General features: G+C 54.4%; 15 protein-coding genes and 3 tRNA genes. 6 read left to right on the plus strand and 12 right to left on the minus strand.

Annotated elements, in window-relative coordinates; genetic code table 11:
• Positions 1-467: 467 nt before the first annotated feature.
• Positions 468-1,340 (plus strand): hypothetical protein, encoded by an 873-nt coding sequence (locus AAFH99_RS12010; protein ID WP_406827857.1) that lies wholly within the window; start codon positions 468-470, stop codon positions 1,338-1,340.
• Positions 1,341-1,354: 14 nt separating this feature from the next.
• Positions 1,355-1,762: a carboxymuconolactone decarboxylase family protein gene (locus AAFH99_RS12015; RefSeq protein WP_406827858.1), complete on the plus strand. Its 408-nt coding sequence runs from the start codon at positions 1,355-1,357 to the stop codon at positions 1,760-1,762.
• A gap of 289 nt (positions 1,763-2,051) precedes the next feature.
• Here AAFH99_RS12015 and AAFH99_RS12020 read toward each other — a convergent pair whose 3' ends face one another.
• A complete protein-coding gene (locus AAFH99_RS12020) occupies positions 2,052-2,765 on the minus strand; it encodes a type II secretion system protein N (protein ID WP_406827859.1) in 714 nt (237 codons plus the stop codon).
• A gap of 442 nt (positions 2,766-3,207) precedes the next feature.
• Here AAFH99_RS12020 and AAFH99_RS12025 point away from each other — a divergent pair, with 442 nt between their 5' ends.
• Both AAFH99_RS12025 and AAFH99_RS12030 read left to right on the plus strand, forming a co-directional pair.
• On the plus strand, positions 3,208-4,983 hold the full coding sequence (locus tag AAFH99_RS12025) for an alpha/beta fold hydrolase (RefSeq protein ID WP_406827860.1): 1,776 nt from the start codon (positions 3,208-3,210) through the stop codon (positions 4,981-4,983).
• 512 nt (positions 4,984-5,495) lie between these two features.
• A complete protein-coding gene (locus AAFH99_RS12030; protein WP_406827861.1) occupies positions 5,496-6,362 on the plus strand; it encodes an SGNH/GDSL hydrolase family protein in 867 nt (288 codons plus the stop codon).
• Positions 6,363-6,895: 533 nt separating this feature from the next.
• Here the strand turns inward: AAFH99_RS12030 and AAFH99_RS12035 are convergent.
• The 10 genes from AAFH99_RS12035 to AAFH99_RS12080 all read right to left on the minus strand — a co-directional run bounded on the left by AAFH99_RS12035 (position 6,896) and on the right by AAFH99_RS12080 (position 15,043).
• A tRNA-Pro gene (locus AAFH99_RS12035) sits at positions 6,896-6,972 on the minus strand.
• A gap of 137 nt (positions 6,973-7,109) precedes the next feature.
• Entirely contained in the window at positions 7,110-7,475 is a 366-nt protein-coding gene (locus AAFH99_RS12040; protein ID WP_406827862.1) for a MerR family transcriptional regulator, read from the minus strand.
• Complete coding sequence (gene ihfA / locus AAFH99_RS12045; RefSeq protein WP_043315900.1) at positions 7,456-7,761, minus strand: integration host factor subunit alpha; 306 nt, start codon at positions 7,759-7,761, stop codon at positions 7,456-7,458. Before ihfA ends, AAFH99_RS12040 begins: the two co-directional genes overlap by 20 nt.
• Positions 7,762-7,893: 132 nt before the next feature.
• Positions 7,894-10,278 (minus strand): phenylalanine--tRNA ligase subunit beta, encoded by a 2,385-nt coding sequence (gene pheT / locus AAFH99_RS12050; protein WP_406827863.1) that lies wholly within the window; start codon positions 10,276-10,278, stop codon positions 7,894-7,896.
• A gap of 80 nt (positions 10,279-10,358) precedes the next feature.
• Positions 10,359-11,372 (minus strand): phenylalanine--tRNA ligase subunit alpha, encoded by a 1,014-nt coding sequence (gene pheS, locus AAFH99_RS12055; RefSeq protein ID WP_043315896.1) that lies wholly within the window; start codon positions 11,370-11,372, stop codon positions 10,359-10,361.
• 226 nt (positions 11,373-11,598) lie between these two features.
• On the minus strand, positions 11,599-11,958 hold the full coding sequence (rplT, locus tag AAFH99_RS12060; RefSeq protein WP_010131381.1) for a 50S ribosomal protein L20: 360 nt from the start codon (positions 11,956-11,958) through the stop codon (positions 11,599-11,601).
• Between the two features lie 36 nt (positions 11,959-11,994).
• Positions 11,995-12,189: a 50S ribosomal protein L35 gene (rpmI, locus tag AAFH99_RS12065; RefSeq protein WP_010131383.1), complete on the minus strand. Its 195-nt coding sequence runs from the start codon at positions 12,187-12,189 to the stop codon at positions 11,995-11,997.
• Positions 12,190-12,330: 141 nt separating this feature from the next.
• Positions 12,331-12,858, minus strand: coding sequence for a translation initiation factor IF-3 (gene infC / locus AAFH99_RS12070; RefSeq protein WP_043315894.1), 528 nt, complete (start codon positions 12,856-12,858; stop codon positions 12,331-12,333).
• A 52-nt stretch (positions 12,859-12,910) separates the two neighbouring features.
• Positions 12,911-14,845, minus strand: coding sequence for a threonine--tRNA ligase (gene thrS, locus AAFH99_RS12075; RefSeq protein WP_406827864.1), 1,935 nt, complete (start codon positions 14,843-14,845; stop codon positions 12,911-12,913).
• A 121-nt stretch (positions 14,846-14,966) separates the two neighbouring features.
• A tRNA-Val gene (locus tag AAFH99_RS12080) sits at positions 14,967-15,043 on the minus strand.
• 208 nt (positions 15,044-15,251) lie between these two features.
• On the opposite strand from AAFH99_RS12080, the gene AAFH99_RS12085 reads away from it, so the two are divergent.
• A complete protein-coding gene (locus tag AAFH99_RS12085) occupies positions 15,252-16,259 on the plus strand; it encodes a DMT family transporter (protein WP_051686851.1) in 1,008 nt (335 codons plus the stop codon).
• A gap of 11 nt (positions 16,260-16,270) precedes the next feature.
• On the opposite strand, the gene uvrB is transcribed toward AAFH99_RS12085, so the two are convergent.
• Positions 16,271-18,280 (minus strand): excinuclease ABC subunit UvrB, encoded by a 2,010-nt coding sequence (gene uvrB, locus AAFH99_RS12090; RefSeq protein ID WP_406827865.1) that lies wholly within the window; start codon positions 18,278-18,280, stop codon positions 16,271-16,273.
• 232 nt (positions 18,281-18,512) lie between these two features.
• On the opposite strand from uvrB, the gene AAFH99_RS12095 reads away from it, so the two are divergent.
• Positions 18,513-18,588 (plus strand) — tRNA-Asn (locus AAFH99_RS12095).
• Positions 18,589-18,590: the final 2 nt, after the last annotated feature.

Genomic DNA, 18,590 nt, shown 5'->3' on the forward strand with positions numbered 1-18,590 from the left:
GATCTCCTGATCGTTAAAAATCAGAAGCGTACCGGGCAGGGTTGCCGAGTTTTAGATGGGGTTTATTGAGCGCTTACCGAGCTACGGTGCCGCACTACCAGCCATACTGATAACTACTCGCACTCCAAGCCGCAGACGCCATGCCTTCGTTAAATATTGCCCCAAGTCCCATTGCGGACATTCCAGTAGATCAAGGTGAAATTCTTACCAATCAAATTGTCGCGAAAATTCATTAAAACAGTGACACACACGTCAAAACCATAATATTCCTCACATTTAACGCATTAAAGAATTTATTTTCTACTTAATTAAATGTTTTGCGAATATTGTTTCCCTCAGGTGATCTCTGATGACAAGCTGAGGAAATGGAGTAAAAAGCGATTCCTTTGCCCAACTACAGATACCTGTGACCGCACCCGTTTCGTCGCTAATTCAAATGAAAGACAACACCAATCGAGACCTGAGCAATGGACATAGAAGTCGAAGAGAAAAAAACAACCGAGTTAAAACGTAAGTGCGGCCGATATCTCACGCATTTAATTGCAGAGACCTCCCCCTATTTATCACTCGAAAATGTAGTTACTGACGGAGAGCAGGTGTTTGCCACATGCAGGAGAGAGCAGTACCGATATGGAGAGTCTGGCACATACAGTATTTCCGAAGTCACTAGAGTTATGGCGCTTCAAGGTGCACTAGCAGCCGCATTGAAAAACCCCGCAATCCGAAAGCACTACTACCTTGCCTCGAAAGGAAACTTCAGCTGGAGCAACACAAGCAACCTACTCCCTCACAGCGATGAGTTCCTACTAATATCTCGTGCCGTCGACGAAATATCAAGAAGTGGAACAGTGAACGTCGAAGTAGAGCTGATGACATGTCATGGACAGCTATATACAAGACTTAAATGTCGATACTACGTGCTAGATGAAGACAATTTCTTTAAGGCATATGGAAAATTACAATCGCACCGTACAAACATAAAAAATCCATATCAAGACCCTCGGCGACTGGAAAATATAGCCCCATTAAAAGACCAAAGCGGGTTTGAAGCAACTCTAGGTGAATACAAAGAATATGAAGTGACAGGTCACTTCGACACGCGCCCACTAATCCCCATCTCCATACTTGGTTCCAATCTTATCGGCCTCCTAGAGGAGTATGAGGATTTACAAGGGATTCAAGCAAAAGACCTGAAGTTTTGGTGCACACGTACGTGCGAGATATCAGAAAAACCCACATTAACCTGCAGGAGAACAAATAAAACTGATTTCGATCTGGCGGTATTAGATAAGGAGCGGAAACCATTTCTAAAAGCAAAATTATCATTGCAATCCAACTAACTCAGGATACCACAATGTCAACTGAACTAGATCTATCCCAAAAACATAAAGAGGACACAGCTTTCGATTCAGGCTGGTCTTTTTTGAGCTCACTAATCCCAAACTTACACGAGCGCATCGAAAAAACCATACCTTCAAATCCCGACCTGGAAAAATTGTCTATCGAATTTGTATACGGGAACCTACACTCTCGCCCTTATCTGAGTACCCGCGATCGTGAAATAATCGCCATTTCCATTACAACCGCGCTAGGTGCAGAACACGCGCTACGCGCACACATAGAACTTGGATATCGATGCGGATTAACACGCGAGGATATTCTTGAAATAATTTTACATTCCGCAGCTTATTCAGGATTCCCCCGGGCACTTTCCGCATCGAAAAATGCAATTGAGATTCTTGAAGAAATCAATGAAACGTGAGAATCAGACTTAAAGGCTAATGCACACCCATCTCACCCCAACCGCCGCCAGTGACGGGCCTATTAAGAAATTATCACTGAGCGGCGGAAACCATCAGATAGTTAAACACCAGAACTCATGTGGCCCACATAAAGGTAGTGTTCAGAATTCTGTGTCATTTCTTTACCATTAGTAAAAAAGAGAGGTAAGTAGACCAAGGGGCTCTCACCCTCAGGCTCTCGCAGAACGGTGCGTGAACCTCTCAGATCACTGTAGTGGCACACTGAATTTAGGGTATAACAGGGCTTAGTCAGTTGCTTTCCCCACCCTTGCGCTGACTAGCGATTGCTTTGAGCTCTTTCACACGTTCAAGAATCGACTGCTGTTTTTGGGCCGGGCTGCTGTCGCTTTTCATAATAGCCTCTACGGACTTTACGACTTCCCGCTCTTTTTGATACGAACGATGGGCCAGATCTTTTGGGAGGGGGACATTGGGGCGGCCATCCTCATCCGGATAAGTGAGCTTTTCCATCTTGCCGTCTAGGCTCAACACAATGTGATCCACCGCCACTTTATAGACTTCCGCACCGCCGGGCAATTGGTCCCCCACATAATAGCGCTGCGCTGGCTTTCCCTTTTCTGCAATCAGTGCGCTACCCTGCGCACCAGAGCTATTGCCCAAGACACCGGAAAGCACCAATTGCAATTGGGTAACTGGAATATTTTCCAGATTTACCACCCGCTGATTCTGAGCCTCCGCCTGCGCGCGGCCAAAAAAAGGCGTATCGGGAAGCCCAGCGCTTGCAGCGCTACCCGGGATGGCCGCCCGCTGCACCAGCAGCACATCACCACCACTCGAAGTGAAAACTGAGGCGCCGTAAGCCAAAAAATTGATCGCCAACCACCCAGCCACAACGCCGGTGGAAGCCACCAAGTGGAGAGGTAATAGCTTGCGCGGTTTGGTCTCGGCATTTCTGACGGCCGCCCGCAGAATGGACGCTATGACCCGCTTCACTGCAGTCATTGGTAAACTCGGATTTCAACCACGATCCAGATTAGAAGTGTAATCGACTTCTAACGTCCCATTGGAAATTCGATTGCCCAATTTAGACCAACCCCAATAATGGCGGAAAGTTCGACCAAATTGAGCGCCACTTAGAAATAAATTAACCAATACTTAGTGCAGTGCAATCCGTTCGCGCACTGGATCTAGCCGATTTACTGTCTGCGCAATGCCGACAAAAAAATGACCGGCTCTGCCGGCAACCAACTCCCCCGCCCAGCACCCCAAACCTAAAGCAACCCTAACAGTAAATATTTTCCACGCCGCGCCATTTCTTTAGAAAAATTTCCTATTTTTTGAGAAAAATTTGGCATTAAAGCTAAATTTAGAAAAGAGGCTGGCAGAAATGACTCTACTGTCCTCGACACATAAATTGCCAAACATTCAATCTCAAGGAGCGATCATGAAACCTCTTCCGTGGTTAAAGTTAACGCTAAGTGTGGCGTTAACTGTCCCGCTTTCGATACCAGCGATAGCGCAACCCGCAATAGACCCAGAATTATTTAGATGCACTCCCGACGATCCGTCGGGATCAGCAATATTTAACATTTTTGATTCGGGCCTTATGGAAAGCGATCCGGGTGATCAAATCCAGCCGGATTTGGATGTACTCATCCCCGTTGAAGACCCCGTTGAGGACTTTGAACTCGCGGCGCACGTTTTCATACCTGAGGGGCCGGAACCCGCAGGCGGCTACCCTCTAATCGTAATGCCCGGCGGCTGGGGACAGGACAAAAACCAATATGACACCTGGGCACAGAGGCTCAAAGAAAGGGGCTATCTTGTCATCGCTTACGCAAACCGGGGCTTTAAGAGCAGCGGTGGTGAGGCCGACGTTGCCGGGGCTGCCACTCGAATGGATATTTCCCGCGTGATCGACTGGGTCGAAGCTAATTTCCCAGTCAGCAAAGTGGGGATTGCCGGTACATCCTATGGCGGCGGTCTATCCTTGCTGGGATCTATAGAAGACCCGCGGATTGAAGCGGCGGCTTCGATGTCGGGTTGGGCGGACCTACGCTACGACCTGTACCCCAATGACACGGTAAACTGTGTCTGGGGCCAATTGCTGCTATTGTCTGAGCGTAGAATACCGGAAGTCCAGGAATTGTGGGACAACATCCGCAACCATGAAAACCTTGACGAAGTGGACGCATTTTTAGAATTGCGCTCCCCCATTAACAGGATCGATGAGCTCAATGCGCGGAAGGTCCCCACGCTCTTTGCGCACGGCTATGGCGACTATCTATTTAAGCCCAATCGAGTGGCTGAACTGTTCTCGAAATTCCAAGGGCCCAAGAAGCTGCTATTACAGCCCGGCACGCACGGAGCCATGGAAGCTGCCCCCGGGATCGGCCCAAACGCTGAATATATCTGGGAAAACGCCTTCCGCTGGTTTGATCACCACTTGCTGGGCATGGATAACGGCGTAGACCGTGAGAAAGAGATCGTTATTGAAAGAAGATGGGAAGACAGCCGCCCCCGCGAGGGCTACGATAAGCTCCCCAACCGAAATAAGAAGTTTTACTTGCATCCCAGACAAGAAGATGGAAAAGGGTCACTGTCTCCTACTCGCTATCTGGGCGCTCCCGACATCAACACTTTTGGCAGTGGCGCCAATACCATTGCCGAAACCGGCGGTGTGCCAATCATCTCAGAAGTCCTCGAGATGTACGGCATTCGGAGCATCACATCACTGCCGCTAGATGAAATGAGTACTATACGCGGGATTCAATATGAAACGACGCCTATGGACTCGCTGTTACGCATCCGCGGCAACCCCAATCTCAAGCTGTTTGTCACGCCTAGGGCGCGAAATATTCAGCTCCATGCATATCTGTTCCACGTAGACCCAGAGCAGGAGGGGAGAGGGTTTCTGATTTCTCACGTGCCCGTTTCGCTCCACAACGTCACTCCACACGTGAGACAAAAGATTGAAGTGGACTTCTTTACTACCAGTTACAATGTGCCGGAAGGACATACAGTACGGCTGGCCATTGATACTCAGGGTCTCCACTACGAGCGCATAAACCCTTTAACCGACGGGATTTTCTTTGTGGATATTCCCTATCGCAATACAAGACAATCCGTGCTTAAAATCCCATTTGTACGACTTGGTGATTTTGTACCTGTCTTCGACACAAATAACTTTTTGCCTTTCTTCCCTTCTCGTAATCGTTAAGGTGTGAATCAGGCCCGCGGAACTTGAAACCAGGTTTCCGCGGGCCTTTTTTCTTAGCGATAGCACCTTCATCCGGCAACCATACCCGATTTTTTTCAAGCGCCTTAATCCCCAACCCCAACCCTGCTCAGGCACAGGGGTATGTGATTCAGTTATGGCCTCCGCATTGCACCGGCAAATTAAGGTGTAGGCCAGTTTGCTGTTAGAATCCGGCGAATTTTCAGGCCCCATCAAACTTTCGGCAAAATCCTCTGTGTTTTTATAGCGTGCATCTACGAAAGGTTTTAGCCGCCGCATCAGGTCTAGAGGGGCTATGGGCTGCCAACATCTGGCTCATCTCCTAAAACTCTGCTCCAACTCCAAAACTCTGAAACACAAAGCAAATAAGAAGTTAAGCGCTGGCAATCTATTGACAAGCACAACTTTGAGGCCCAGCATTAGCTCCGCACTTGGCCAAACTGGCCAAAGCAGTAGGCACTCCAATCTTAATAGCAATAAATAGGAGCATCGCCATGATTGTTTCAGCGATCAAACCCCTGCGCGGTATCTGTACCGCTCTCTTCGTCTCAGCTTTTTTTAATACTTCCGCATTCGCAGACCCCATAGATTACGTAGCCCTGGGTGACTCTTACGCCTCGGGCGTTGGTGAACTGGGCCTATCCTACAATCAATCTTGCCCACAGACCGACAAAGGCTACCCCACGCTTCTTGCTGGCGAGTTGGGCGCAGCCGGTTTGGAAATTAACTTTGGTTTTCAAGCCTGTGGCGGCGCCAGGACGCTAGTTAGCGGCGCTTTCGATACCGGCATTGGTGTCCCCAGCGTGTATGAGGGCCAGCTCCAGGCACTCAGTGCAGATACGGATTTGGTCACACTCACTATTGGCGGAAATGATGTTGGGTTTATCTGGCTGGTTCTCGATTGCCTCATCAGTTACGGCCAGTCGGCCTGCGCCAATGAACTCAATACATCACAGGGCAAAATTGCCAACGATTTGCCCGCTATGCTCGACACTTTGTTTTCGGCGATTAGTGAGAGCGCACCCAATGCGGCAGTGATTGTGACCGGTTATGCGCGCCCTTTTAAAGCCAATGGCAGCTATTGGTGCTGGAACGCCAACCTGTTGTCGAGAACAAACCAAAAAGGATTGAACTCCGTCGTTGACAATTTGAACTATCGAATCGCAACGGCAGCTTATGCCAAAGGCTTTCAGTTTGTAGATCCAAGCCCTTATTTCTCCGGACATGACATTTGCTCAAGCAGCTCTTACCTCAGTCATACCCGCAACTACTGGCCGCAAATTGGCAATATTGCTCACCCCACGGCCGACGGCTACGAATTTGGCTATATGCCCGGTATTCGTGCTCTTCTGGGACTGTAATTGCCTGTTGAGACTGAGATTGAAAAGTGTGCACCCAGCGCGCACCTATTTCAATTTCACACTCAATATCTTTGCCAGCACCTCTCGTGCTGGCAAACCCTGGCCGCGCCAAACGACCTCCAAATTCTTAGCACATAATACCAGTCTTTCTTGCTCCCTTACTGGCGGAAATAGCGGAGCGCCGGTGCTTTTCTGAGCCCAGCGCCTTTAACCGCGCGTTTAATAAATGGACGGGGTTGGCCCCCGGGGCTTATCGGGAAAAATTTCGCGGTGAAGGATCTTCTGATCAAACTCCCCACAATTAAAAATCAAAAAAATCCCCGAATATGCGGGAATTCTTTTAGAGACTGAGTTTAAGATCTGCTTGTCGGGGTGTAGTGGTCACTACCCTAAAGTGCTCTACCCCACCCGCTGGGTTACTCACCTCAGCAAGGCTGATCTTTATCCCTGGATTTAATATGGACTTAAATTTGAGACACAAAAAAGCCCGCTCAAGTGGCGGGCTTCTAAGCCGTTGATTTACAACGGTTATATGGTCGGAGTGGCCGGATTTGAACCGACGACCACCACACCCCCAGTGTGGTGCGCTACCAGGCTGCGCTACACTCCGATAAGAGTAAATCAAGCGGGGTAAAAGTTACGTAAGTGCTTGATTTATAAGGGGCATCGCTTGGCGATGAGGCGCAAATCATACCGAAGTACGGTGGGAATGCAAGCCCGTTTTGCGCCTTTTTGACTCAGGTTAGATCAGGCTTCCGCTTCCAGCAGTTCCAGCACACCTTCCAGTTCAGCGATCATCTGTGGGATCACCTGGTTCAGCTGTACGGTCTGCACTTTTTCGGAGCTGCCGCTTTCCATCTGCAGGCGTGCGCCGCCAATGGTGTAGCCCTCTTCGTACAGGAGCGCGCGGATCTGGCGGATGAGGATGACATCCTGGTGTTGGTAGTAACGGCGGTTGCCGCGACGTTTGACCGGGCTGAGCTGCGGGAATTCCTGTTCCCAGTAGCGCAGTACGTGAGGTTTGACAGCACACAGCTCGCTGACCTCACCGATGGTGAAATAGCGTTTCCCCGGGATTACAGGGAGTTCGCTGTTATGACTCGCTTCCAGCATCTTCTTCTACTCGTGCCTTGAGTTTTTGCCCCGGCTTGAAGGTGACTACCCTTCTCGCGGAAATGGGGATTTCTTCGCCAGTCTTGGGGTTCCGTCCCGGGCGCTGGCTTTTGTCACGCAGATCGAAATTGCCAAACCCCGACAGTTTGACCTGCTCGTTATTTTCAAGGGCGTTGCGGATTTCCTCGAAGAAATATTCGACGATTTCTTTGGCTTCGCGCTTGTTGAAACCCAGCTCTTCGTACAACTTCTCGGCGAGCCCGGCTTTGGTCAGTGCCTCTGTCATTGGTTCCTGCCCAACAGATTCAGAGGCGTCGACTCCCGGTTGTTCAGCCTGGTACCGCGTTGGCTTGGAACCCGGAGGCAGACGCTCTCGGGATACGCGCGTCAGTCTGCGTATCCCGGAGCGATTTCCGAATCAGCGCAGGCTGGCGTTGTATTTTTGTTCTAGTTCAGAAACAACCGCTTGCACGGCGGCATTGATTTCTTCGTCGTTAAGGGTGCGCGAGGGATGCTGAAAGGTCAAGCCCATGGCGACACTTTTTCTATTAAAATCAATGCCTTTGCCCTGATAGACGTCAAAAATATTGAAGTCAGTCAAAAATTCACCAGCGGCAGTGACCGCCGATTCAGCCAGCTGGCCGACCGGAGTGTCCACGTCTGCCAGTATGGCCAGATCGCGGCGCACCTCGGGGAATTTGGACAGTGGAGTAAAGGCAGGAATGACCGCCTGCCCCAGCCCGTCCAGGCTCAGCTCAAACAGGAAGGCACCTTTTGGCAGGTCGTAGGCTTTTTGCAGTTCCGGGTGCAGTGCGCCCAGTACGCCAACGGGCTTGCCGTTGCGCTGCAGCTCGGCGCACTGGCCGGGGTGCAGAGCGGAGTGCCTGGCGGGAACGAAGGTGAATTCGCCCTCTGCCTCGAAGTGGCTCAGCAGCGCTTCCACATCCGCTTTGATGTCATAGAAGTCCACCAGGTCTTTGGAGCCGGTCCAGCCTTCCGGCTGACGGGTACCGTAGATCAGACCGGCGAGCATACGCTCCTGTTGCAGTGCCTCACCCTCTTTGCCGGGCACGAAACGCAGGCCGGTTTCAAACAGGCGCAGGCGGTCCTGCTGGCGGTTGAGGTTGTACTGCAGGGCTTTGACCAGGCCCGGCATCAGCGTGGTGCGCATGACGGAGAGATCTGCGCTGATGGGGTTCTGCAGGGCTACAGGCTCTACTTCCGGGTCGAATTTGGCGGAGGCATCGCGGTCGATAAAGCTGAAGGTGATGGCCTCTTGATAGCCGCGGGACAGCAGGGTCTGCTCCAGACGGGACTGGGCCACACTGGCTTCGGCGCGCGGCACAATATCCAGAGACGCTTTCAAGGCGACACTGGGAATACGGTTGTAGCCGTATACGCGTGCCAGTTCTTCCAGCAGATCGGATTCGATGGCGATATCGAAACGGAAGCTGGGCACCAGGAAGGTCCAGCCTTCGGCGTCTTCGGCGATCTTTTCCAGGCCCAGGCGGGTGATGATCTCGACGATCTCGGCATCGCTCATTTCGATACCGAGACCACCGCTTACACGCTGGCGGCGCAGGGTGATATTGCGCTCCGCCGGCATGGCTTCGGTCACTTCACGCAGGTGTACCGGGCCCGGCTCACCGCCGACGATTTCCAGCAGGAGCTGGGTGGCGCGCTCAATGGCTTTTTCCTGCAGGCGGTAATCCACGCCGCGCTCGAAGCGGTGGGAGGAATCTGTGTGCAGGCCGTAGGAACGGGCTTTACCGGCAATGGCCAGCGGGCTGAAATAGGCGCTTTCCAGGAAGATGTCGTTGGTGGCCTTGGTGACGGAGGAATCCAGTCCACCCATGATGCCGGCAATGGCCAGTGGGCCTTTCTCGTCGGCAATCAGCAGGGTGTCGGCTTTCAGTTCCACTTCCTGCTCGTCCAGCAGGGTGAGCTTTTCGCCCTGCTCCGCCATACGCACCTTGATGCCGCCGCTCAGTTTGGCGAGGTCGAAGGCATGCATGGGCTGGCCCAGTTCCAGCAGAACATAGTTGGTGACATCCACCACCGGATCAATGCTGCGCACACCACTGCGACGCAGGCGCTCCTGCATCCACAGCGGGGTTTCTGCGTCGATATTGATGTTGCGGATCACACGGCCGACGTAGCGCGGACAGGCGTCTTCGGCGAGCAGGGATACCTGCAGGCTGTCGTCGATGACCGGGGCAACCGCCTCGATGGCCGGCGGGGTGACTTCACAACGGTTCAGTACACCCACTTCACGGGCGATACCGGCCACGCCGAGGCAGTCGGAACGGTTCGGGGTCAGGTCGACCTCGATGGTGCTGTCGTCCAGCTGCAGGTATTCGCGCAGGTCGGTGCCGGTAACGGCGTCTTCTGGCAGCTCCCAGATACCGTCGTTGTCGTCACCCAGTTCCAGTTCGGTCTGGGCACACAGCATGCCGAAGCTCTCGACGCCGCGCAGTTTGGCTTTTTTGATTTTGAAATCGCCGGGCAGCTTGGCGCCCACTAAAGCGAAAGGAATCTTGATGCCGGTGCGCGCATTGGGTGCGCCGCAGACCACCTGCATCTCCCCTTCCGGGTGGCCTTTTACTTTACAGACGCGCAGTTTGTCGGCGTCCGGATGCTGTTCACAGGCGACGATTTCACCCACGACCACACCGGAAAATGCGCCGGCTACTGGCTCTACGGCGTCCACTTCCAGGCCCGCCATGGTGATCTGGTCGGCCAGCTGCTGTGCTGTCAGGTCCGGGTTTACCCACTCCCGTAACCAGGCGTTGCTGAATTTCATATCTGATCTCTAGCTATTTGTTTCTTGCGCGCTTTGCGCGGTTCACCCACACAGTGGGCTCCCAATAAATTGGATTCGATTTAGAACTGCTTGAGGAAACGCAGGTCGTTGTCGAAGAACAGGCGCAGGTCGTTTACGCCGTAACGCAGCATGGCCATGCGCTCGACGCCGAGGCCGAAGGCAAAGCCGGAGTATTTTTCGCTGTCGATATCGCAGGAGGCGAAGACGTTGGGGTGCACCATGCCGCAGCCGAGAATTTCCAGCCAGCCAGTGCCGGAACACACGCGGCAGCCCTCACCGCCACAGTTGGTGCACTGGATATCCGCTTCCGCAGACGGCTCGGTGAACGGGAAATAGGAAGGGCGGAAACGCACCGGTACGTCCGCTTCAAAGAAGGCCTTGAGGAACTGGTCGATACAGCCTTTCAGGTGCGCGAAGCTCACGCCTTCGTCGATCACCAGGCCTTCCACCTGGTGGAACATGGGCGAGTGGGTAACGTCGGAATCGCAACGGTACACGCGGCCCGGGCAGATAATGCGCAAGGGCGGATTGGTTTTTTCCATGGTGCGGATCTGCACGGAGGACGTGTGCGTGCGCAGTACCGTGGACGGATCGATATAGAAGGTGTCGTGCATGGCCCGCGCCGGGTGGTGGGCGGGAATATTCAGGGCTTCAAAGTTGTAGTAGTCGCCCTCCACTTCCGGGCCCTGTTCGACGGAGAAGCCGAGGCGCTGGAAGATCTCTTCAATGCGACGCAGGGTACGGGTGATGGGGTGCATGCTGCCGTGATCTTCACCGCGGCCCGGCAGGGTGACGTCGATGGTCTCTTTGGCCAGCTTTTCTTCGATGGCGGCTTTTTCCATCGCGGTACGGCGCGCATTGATCGCGTCCTGCACCTGCTGCTTGGCTTCGTTGATTTTGGCTCCCGCCGCGGGACGCTCTTCCGCAGAGAGCTTGCCCAGACCTTTCAGCAGTGCGGTGATCTGGCCTTTCTTACCCAGGTAATCTACCCGCACCTGGTCCAGTGCGGCGAGGTCGCCGGCCTTTTCTACCAGCGCCAGCGCCTGCTCGGTGAGGGACTGCAATTCTTGCATTGATACTATCTCGCTTAAGGCTCGCTATTCGCTCGCTCTGACTCGTTCTGATCGATGAGTGACAATGAGTACTTATTTTCCGCAGCGGATAATAGCAGTCCACCGCGTCATAAATTTGTTCTGTATAGACATTACAGATAAAAAAATAGGGAAGAGCCAAACAGCCCTTCCCTATTTTTAAAGCACAAATCCGCCCTCGCGGGCCGATTTATTCTGCAGGCGCTAATTAAGCTGCCAGGGCTGCCTTGGCTTTTTCAACTACGGCAGCAAAAGCGGCTTTGTCGTATACCGCCAGATCAGCCAGAACACGGCGATCCAGAGCGATATCCGCCTTCTTCAGGCCAGCAATCAGTCGGCTGTAGCTCAGGCCTTCAGCGCGGGACTGGGCGTTGATACGCGTGATCCACAGAGCGCGGAAGTTACGCTTCTTAACGCGACGGTCGCGGTAAGCGTACTGACCAGCTTTGATGACTGCCTGCTTGGCTACGCGGAATACGCGAGAACGCGCACCGTAGTAACCTTTAGCCTGCTTCAGAATTTTCTTGTGACTGCGACGCGCCACTACACCACGTTTTACACGGGCCATATCAATATCCTCTTAAAAACTTACGTGTGCAGCCAATTACTTGGCGCGCAGCATGCGATCGACCAGGGTGGCATCAGACTTGTTCAAAGTGTTGGTGCCGCGCAGCTGACGCTTACGCTTGGTGGTCATCTTGGTGAGGATGTGGCTCTTGTTGGCGTGCTTGTGCTTGTAGCCCGAAGCCGTCTTCTTGAAGCGCTTGGCAGCGCCACTGTGTACTTTTGCTTTCGGCATTTTGTACTCCAAAGTAAATAATGACCCACGAATGGGCTTGTTTAATTGGCTACAGGCCGAGGCCTGTAACTGTGCGGGAGTGAGAAGGCAGCCGTCGCCCGATCACTTCCCGAAAAGAAGGTGCAGAGTGAACCCTGCGCCTTACTTTTTCTTTTTACTGGGCGCGATGACCATGATCATCTGACGGCCTTCCATCTTCGGCCGCTGCTCCACAGTACCCAGCTCCTCGAGATCTTTCTCGATACGCTGCATCATTTCCATCCCCAGCTCCTGGTGGGCCATTTCACGGCCGCGGAAGCGCAGGGATACTTTCGCCTTGTCCCCGGCTTCCAGGAAGCGGGTCAGGTTGCGCAGCTTGATCTGGTAGTCGCCGATATCGGTACCGGGACGGAACTTCATTTCCTTGATCTGCTGCTGCTTCTGTTTCTTCTTAGCCGCATTTTTAGCCTTCTTGGCCTCAAATACGTGCTTGCCATAGTCCATGATTTTACAGACGATGGGGTCGGAGTCCGAGGCGATTTCAACGAGATCCAGGCTGGCTTTCTGCGCGTGTTCCAGCGCCTCTTCCAGAGAAACAATACCTACCTGTTCACCATCCGCACCGATCAGTCGCAGTTGCGATGCTTCGATCTGATCATTGATGCGGGCCTTTTTGGACTTTCCTTTCATATCTCGTTTAATAACACTCGTCTCCGGTAATTAATAAAAGTCTACTGGGCACTTATTCAGCTGCGCCCTCAATAGACGAACGGCCGCGGCGATCCACATCCTGGCGGAGGAGCTCAAGGAAAGACTCGTAAGTCATGGTTCCGAGGTCCTCACCGCTACGTGTCCGCACGGCGACCGTCTGGTTTTCCACTTCCTTATCGCCGATTACCAGCAGATAAGGTACACGCTGAAGCGTGTGCTCGCGGATTTTAAAGCCGATCTTCTCGTTTCTCAAGTCGGCAGCGGCGCGGAAACCTTCTGCACCCAGCTTGGACTCGAGGTTTTTGCAGTACTCGGACTGGCGATCGGTGATATTCAGCACCGCCACCTGCTGCGGGGCCAACCAGGTCGGGAAGGCGCCCTCGTAGTTTTCGATCAGAATACCGATAAAGCGTTCGAATGACCCAAGGGTCGCACGGTGCAGCATTACCGGGGTCTGACGGGAACCATCTTCCGCCACATACTGGGCGTCCAGGCGGCCCGGCATGGAGAAGTCCACCTGAATGGTGCCGCACTGCCATACACGGCCGAGGCAGTCTTTCAGGGAGAATTCGATCTTGGGCCCGTAGAAGGCACCCTCACCCGGCAGCTCTTCCCACGGCAGGTCCGCCGCATTCAGGGCATCCGCCAGGGCTTTCTCCGCCTTGTCCCAGCTTTCGTCAGAGCCGACGCGCTGTTCCGGACGGGTAGATAAACGATAGATCACTTCCTCGAAGCCGAAGTCTTTATAGACAGCGTGCAGCAGGTCCATGAACTCGGACACTTCGGACTGAATCTGATCTTCGGTACAGAAGATGTGGCCATCGTCCTGCACAAAACCGCGCACACGCATCAGGCCGTGCAGGGAACCGGAGGGTTCGCTGCGGTGACAGGAGCCGAACTCCGCCAGTCGCAGGGGCAGATCGCGGTAGCTGCGCAGGCCCTGATTGAACACCTGCACGTGACAGGGGCAGTTCATGGGCTTGATGGCGAACTGACGCTCTTCGCTGGTCAGTGTGAACATGTCGTCGCCGAACTTGTCGGCGTGACCGGATTTCTGCCACAGGGAGAAATCCACCAGTTGCGGGGTCTTGATCTCTTTGTAGCCGCGCTCGCGCTGGCGCTCACGCATGTACTGCTCAACGGTGCTGTATACCGTCCAACCGTTGGGGTGCCAGAACACCATGCCCGGCGCTTCTTCCTGAATATGGAACAGGTCAAACTTCTTCGCCAGCTTGCGGTGGTCGCGCTTTTCCGCTTCCGCGATACGGTGCAGATACGCCTTGAGCTCTTTCTTGTTGGCCCAGGCGGTACCGTAAACACGGGTCAGCATTTCGTTTTTGGCATCGCCACGCCAGTAAGCGCCGGCCACTTTGGTCAGTTTGAAGGCCTTCAGCTTGCCGGTAGACGGCACGTGCGGGCCGCGACACAGGTCTTCAAAGTCGCCCTGGCGATACAGGGAGATATCTTCGTTGGTGGGAATGCTGGCGATAATTTCCGCCTTGTATTCTTCCCCCATCTCACGGAAGTATTTGACCGCGTCATCCCGGGGCAGCAGGCGACGGCTGACCGGAATATCTTCCTTGGCCAGCTCTTCCATGCGCTTCTCGATCTTTTCCAGATCTTCCGGGGTAAATTGCCGCTCGTAGGCGAAATCGTAATAGAAGCCGTCTTCGATCACCGGGCCGATGGTGACCTGAGCACCGGGGTACAGCTGCTTGACCGCCTGGGCCAGCAGGTGTGCGGTGGAGTGACGAATGATTTCCAGGCCTTCCGGCTGGCGATCGGTCACGATGGCCAGGTCGGCATCGTGATCAATCACAAAACTGGTGTCCACTTCCTTGCCGTCGACAACACCCGCCAGGGCAGCTTTCGCCAGGCCGGGACCAATATCATTGGCAACGTCGAATACGGAAACAGGGTTGGAGAATTCGCGACGGGAACCGTCAGGGAGGGTAACAACAGGCATTGTTCTTCCTTTTGTTTCAGTGGCGATCCCTACGAAAGACCGCGTGATTCACAGTGTGTGAAGAGTGGGCTTTGGCCCGGTGCGAGCTAGATCAGGATAGGAGAAAGAACTCGCGAGAAAATGGTAGACCCGAGCAGACTCGAACTGCTGACCTCTGCCATGTCAAGGCAGCGCTCTAACCAACTGAGCTACGGGTCTAAAGACTGGCAACCGGAACGCCATTTGATATGGGCCCCGCTGCAGAGGACGCGAACTTTAGCACCAGCTTTTTTGCTTTTCAACTGCCGAAATCAGAAAAAATTTCCGCCAATCAAGCACTTGGGGTATCGTGGCCCGGCTGCAGGATGCAGCGCCGAGACCGCAACCGTGTCCGACCGGTCTCCTGCCATAGTATTTAAAGGACTTCATGAGCACCTCACCTACCGACATCGCCACTGACAGCAATATCAGCCGCAGTGGATTTCTGCTGGCACTGGGCGCCGCCGCCCTCTTCTCCATTAAGGCGATCTTTATCAAACTGGCCTACCGCTATGGCGTCGATGTGGAGACTTTTATTCTCCTGCGCATGGCCCTGGCACTGCCGTTTTACATCGCCATTCTGCTTTTGCTACACCAGCGAGGACAGTGGCAACCGGTGAGCGGACGCAACCTGCTGATTACCGTCGCTCTGGGGCTCTGCAGCTATTACCTGGCGAGCTTTCTCGACCTGCAGGGGCTGCGCTATATCAGCGCGAACTTCGAGCGCCTGATCATTTACCTGTACCCCACCCTGGTACTGATCCTCGGCTGGCTGTTTCTGGGGAAATCCGCTTCACCCCGGCAGCTGCTGTGCCTGGCGGGCGCCTACGGGGGGATTCTGTTGATTTACTGGCAGGACCAGGATTTCAGTACCGGGGTGCCAACCCCATCCTGGGTAAACCTTGAGGGCGTGAGCTGGGGCGCGCTTCTGACCTTCGGCAGTGCACTCAGCTTTTCACTCTATGTGGCCTTCAGCGAGAAAGTGATCCAGACACTAGGAAGCCGGCAGTTCACCGCCCTGGCCATGATGGCCGCAAGCGCCGCGATTGCGGTGCATTTTGCAATCCAGGGGGACTGGTCGCGCCTGCAACAACCGTGGCCGGTTTACAGCTATGCGCTGGCGGTCGCGTTTCTGTGCACGGTGATTCCGTCGTTAATGATGAGCGCGGCGATCCTGCAGATCGGCTCCGCGACGACCGGCGCCATTGGCACATCCGGCCCGGTGGTGACACTGATTGCTGCCGCACTGGTACTGGGGGAACCCTTTACCACGATCCACCTGTTCGGCATGGTGGTGATTATCGGCAGCCTGCTGCTATTGAAACAACCAGTGAAGCAGCCGGTGAAGCAACCAACACAACCCAAGGCTGCGCCCGCAACCAATCAGACGAACTAGCAACCAACACCTTACGGCGCCGCCTCTTTAAGCCTGGTGATTTCATCGCGCAGCTTGGCGGCGGCCTCGAACTCCAGGTTTTTGGCGTGGTTGTACATCTGCTCCTCGAGTTCTTCGATGCGCGCCCAGCGCTGCTGATCGGTAAGCGGCTTCTGATCGGCCTTGTAGGCAGCACCCTTCTCAGCCACTTTACGGCGTGATTTGGGCACCCCGGGAGCGATGGCGCCCTCCATGATATCGGCGACACTCTTGCGGATGCCTTTGGGGGTAATGCCGTGTTCCGCGTTGTGTGCCAGCTGTTTTTCGCGGCGGCGCTCCGTCTCCTCCAGCGCGCGCTTCATGGAATCCGTGACTTTATCGGCGTACAGAATCGCCCTGCCCTCCAGGTTACGCGCGGCGCGACCGATAGTCTGGATCAGCGAGCGATCTGAGCGCAAAAAGCCTTCCTTGTCCGCATCGAAGATGGCAACCAGAGACACCTCAGGCATGTCCAGCCCCTCCCGCAGCAAGTTGATCCCCACCAACACATCGAACTCACCGATGCGCAGATCGCGGATGATCTCTACCCGCTCCACGGTATCGATATCCGAGTGCAGATAGCGCACTCGCACGCCGTGTTCCTGGAGGTATTCGGTCAGATCTTCCGCCATGCGCTTGGTCAAAACGGTAATCAGCACGCGCTGATCCTTGTCCACACAGCGGTGAATTTCCGACAGGGTATCGTCCACCTGGGTCGCCGCCGGACGAATCTCGACTTCCGGATCCACCAGGCCGGTGGGACGCACCACCTGCTCTACCACCGCGCCGGCATGTTCCTGCTCATACTTACCCGGGGTGGCCGACACGAAAATCGTCTGCGGCGACAGATTCTCCCACTCTTCAAACTTTAGCGGCCGGTTATCCAGCGCCGATGGCAGACGGAAACCGTATTCCACCAGGGTTTCCTTGCGGGAGCGGTCGCCGCGGTACATACCGCCGATTTGCGGCACGGTCACGTGACTTTCGTCGATAAACAGCAGCGCATCGTGGGGCAGATAATCGAACAGGGTGGGCGGGGGCTGGCCGGGGTCGCGCCCGGACAGATAGCGGGAGTAATTCTCCACACCGTTGCAGTAACCCAGCTCCTGCATCATCTCCAGATCGTAGCGGGTGCGCTGCTCCAGTCGCTGGGCCTCCAGCAACTTGTTGTTCTCCCGCATCTGCTCGAGACGCTCTTTCAACTCCTCTTTAATCTGGTCGATGGCGTCGACAATGGTCTCGCGCGGGGTCACGTAATGGGACTTCGGGAAAATGGTGATGCGCGGAACTTTCTGTAGCACCTCCCCGGTGAGCGGGTCGAACAGGGTAATCTCTTCGATTTCCTCATCGAACAGAGAGAGGCGCACCGCCTCCAGATCCGAGTCCGCGGGATAGATGTCGATGACATCCCCGCGCACTCTGTAAGTAGCACGGCGGAAATCCGCATCGTTGCGGGTGTACTGTAGCTCGGCGAGACGACGCAGAATCGTGCGCTGATCGACGATATCCCCACGATCCAGATGCAGCACCATTTTGAGGTACTTGTCCGGATCACCCAGACCATAGATGGCCGATACTGTCGCCACCACAATCACGTCTTTGCGCTCGATCAGCGCCTTGGTGGCAGAGAGGCGCATCTGCTCGATGTGCTCGTTGACCGAGGCATCCTTCTCAATAAAGGTATCCGACGACGGCACATAGGCTTCCGGCTGGTAGTAGTCGTAGTAGGAAACGAAATACTCCACCGCGTTGCGCGGGAAAAACTCCTTGAGCTCACCATACAACTGAGCTGCCAGGGTCTTATTGTGCGCCATGACGATGGCCGGGCGCTGCAGGCGCGCAATGACATTGGCCATGGTAAAGGTCTTGCCGGAGCCGGTTACCCCCAGCAGAGTCTGGTGCGCCAGACCATCTCCCACCCCCTCAACAAGCGCCTCGATGGCGGCTGGCTGATCCCCTGCGGGCTCGTATTTACTGGCAACTTCAAAAGGACGGGTTTCCATTGACCAACTACCACTCCGGTTTCGCTTCACGCCCGGCACTCCGGGGTGGGAAATTGTAGGCGCACACCCCGGTGCGGGACAAATCAGGTCTTAGTTTGAACGGGGCGGCGAGAAAATAAACACTGCAAAATCAAAGGCTTATTTTTAGGTAAAAGGGTTGACCTGGTTTGGGGTGCTCTATAAGATACGCGCCACCTGACCGGGACGGCATTTGCAAGACCGATCAGGCAGTTCCGCCTTAGCTCAGTTGGTAGAGCAAATGACTGTTAATCATTGGGTCGCTGGTTCGAGCCCAGCAGGCGGAGCCAAA

Source organism: Microbulbifer sp. ARAS458-1, from assembly GCF_045348205.1.
Taxonomy (GTDB): Bacteria; Pseudomonadota; Gammaproteobacteria; order Pseudomonadales; family Cellvibrionaceae; genus Microbulbifer.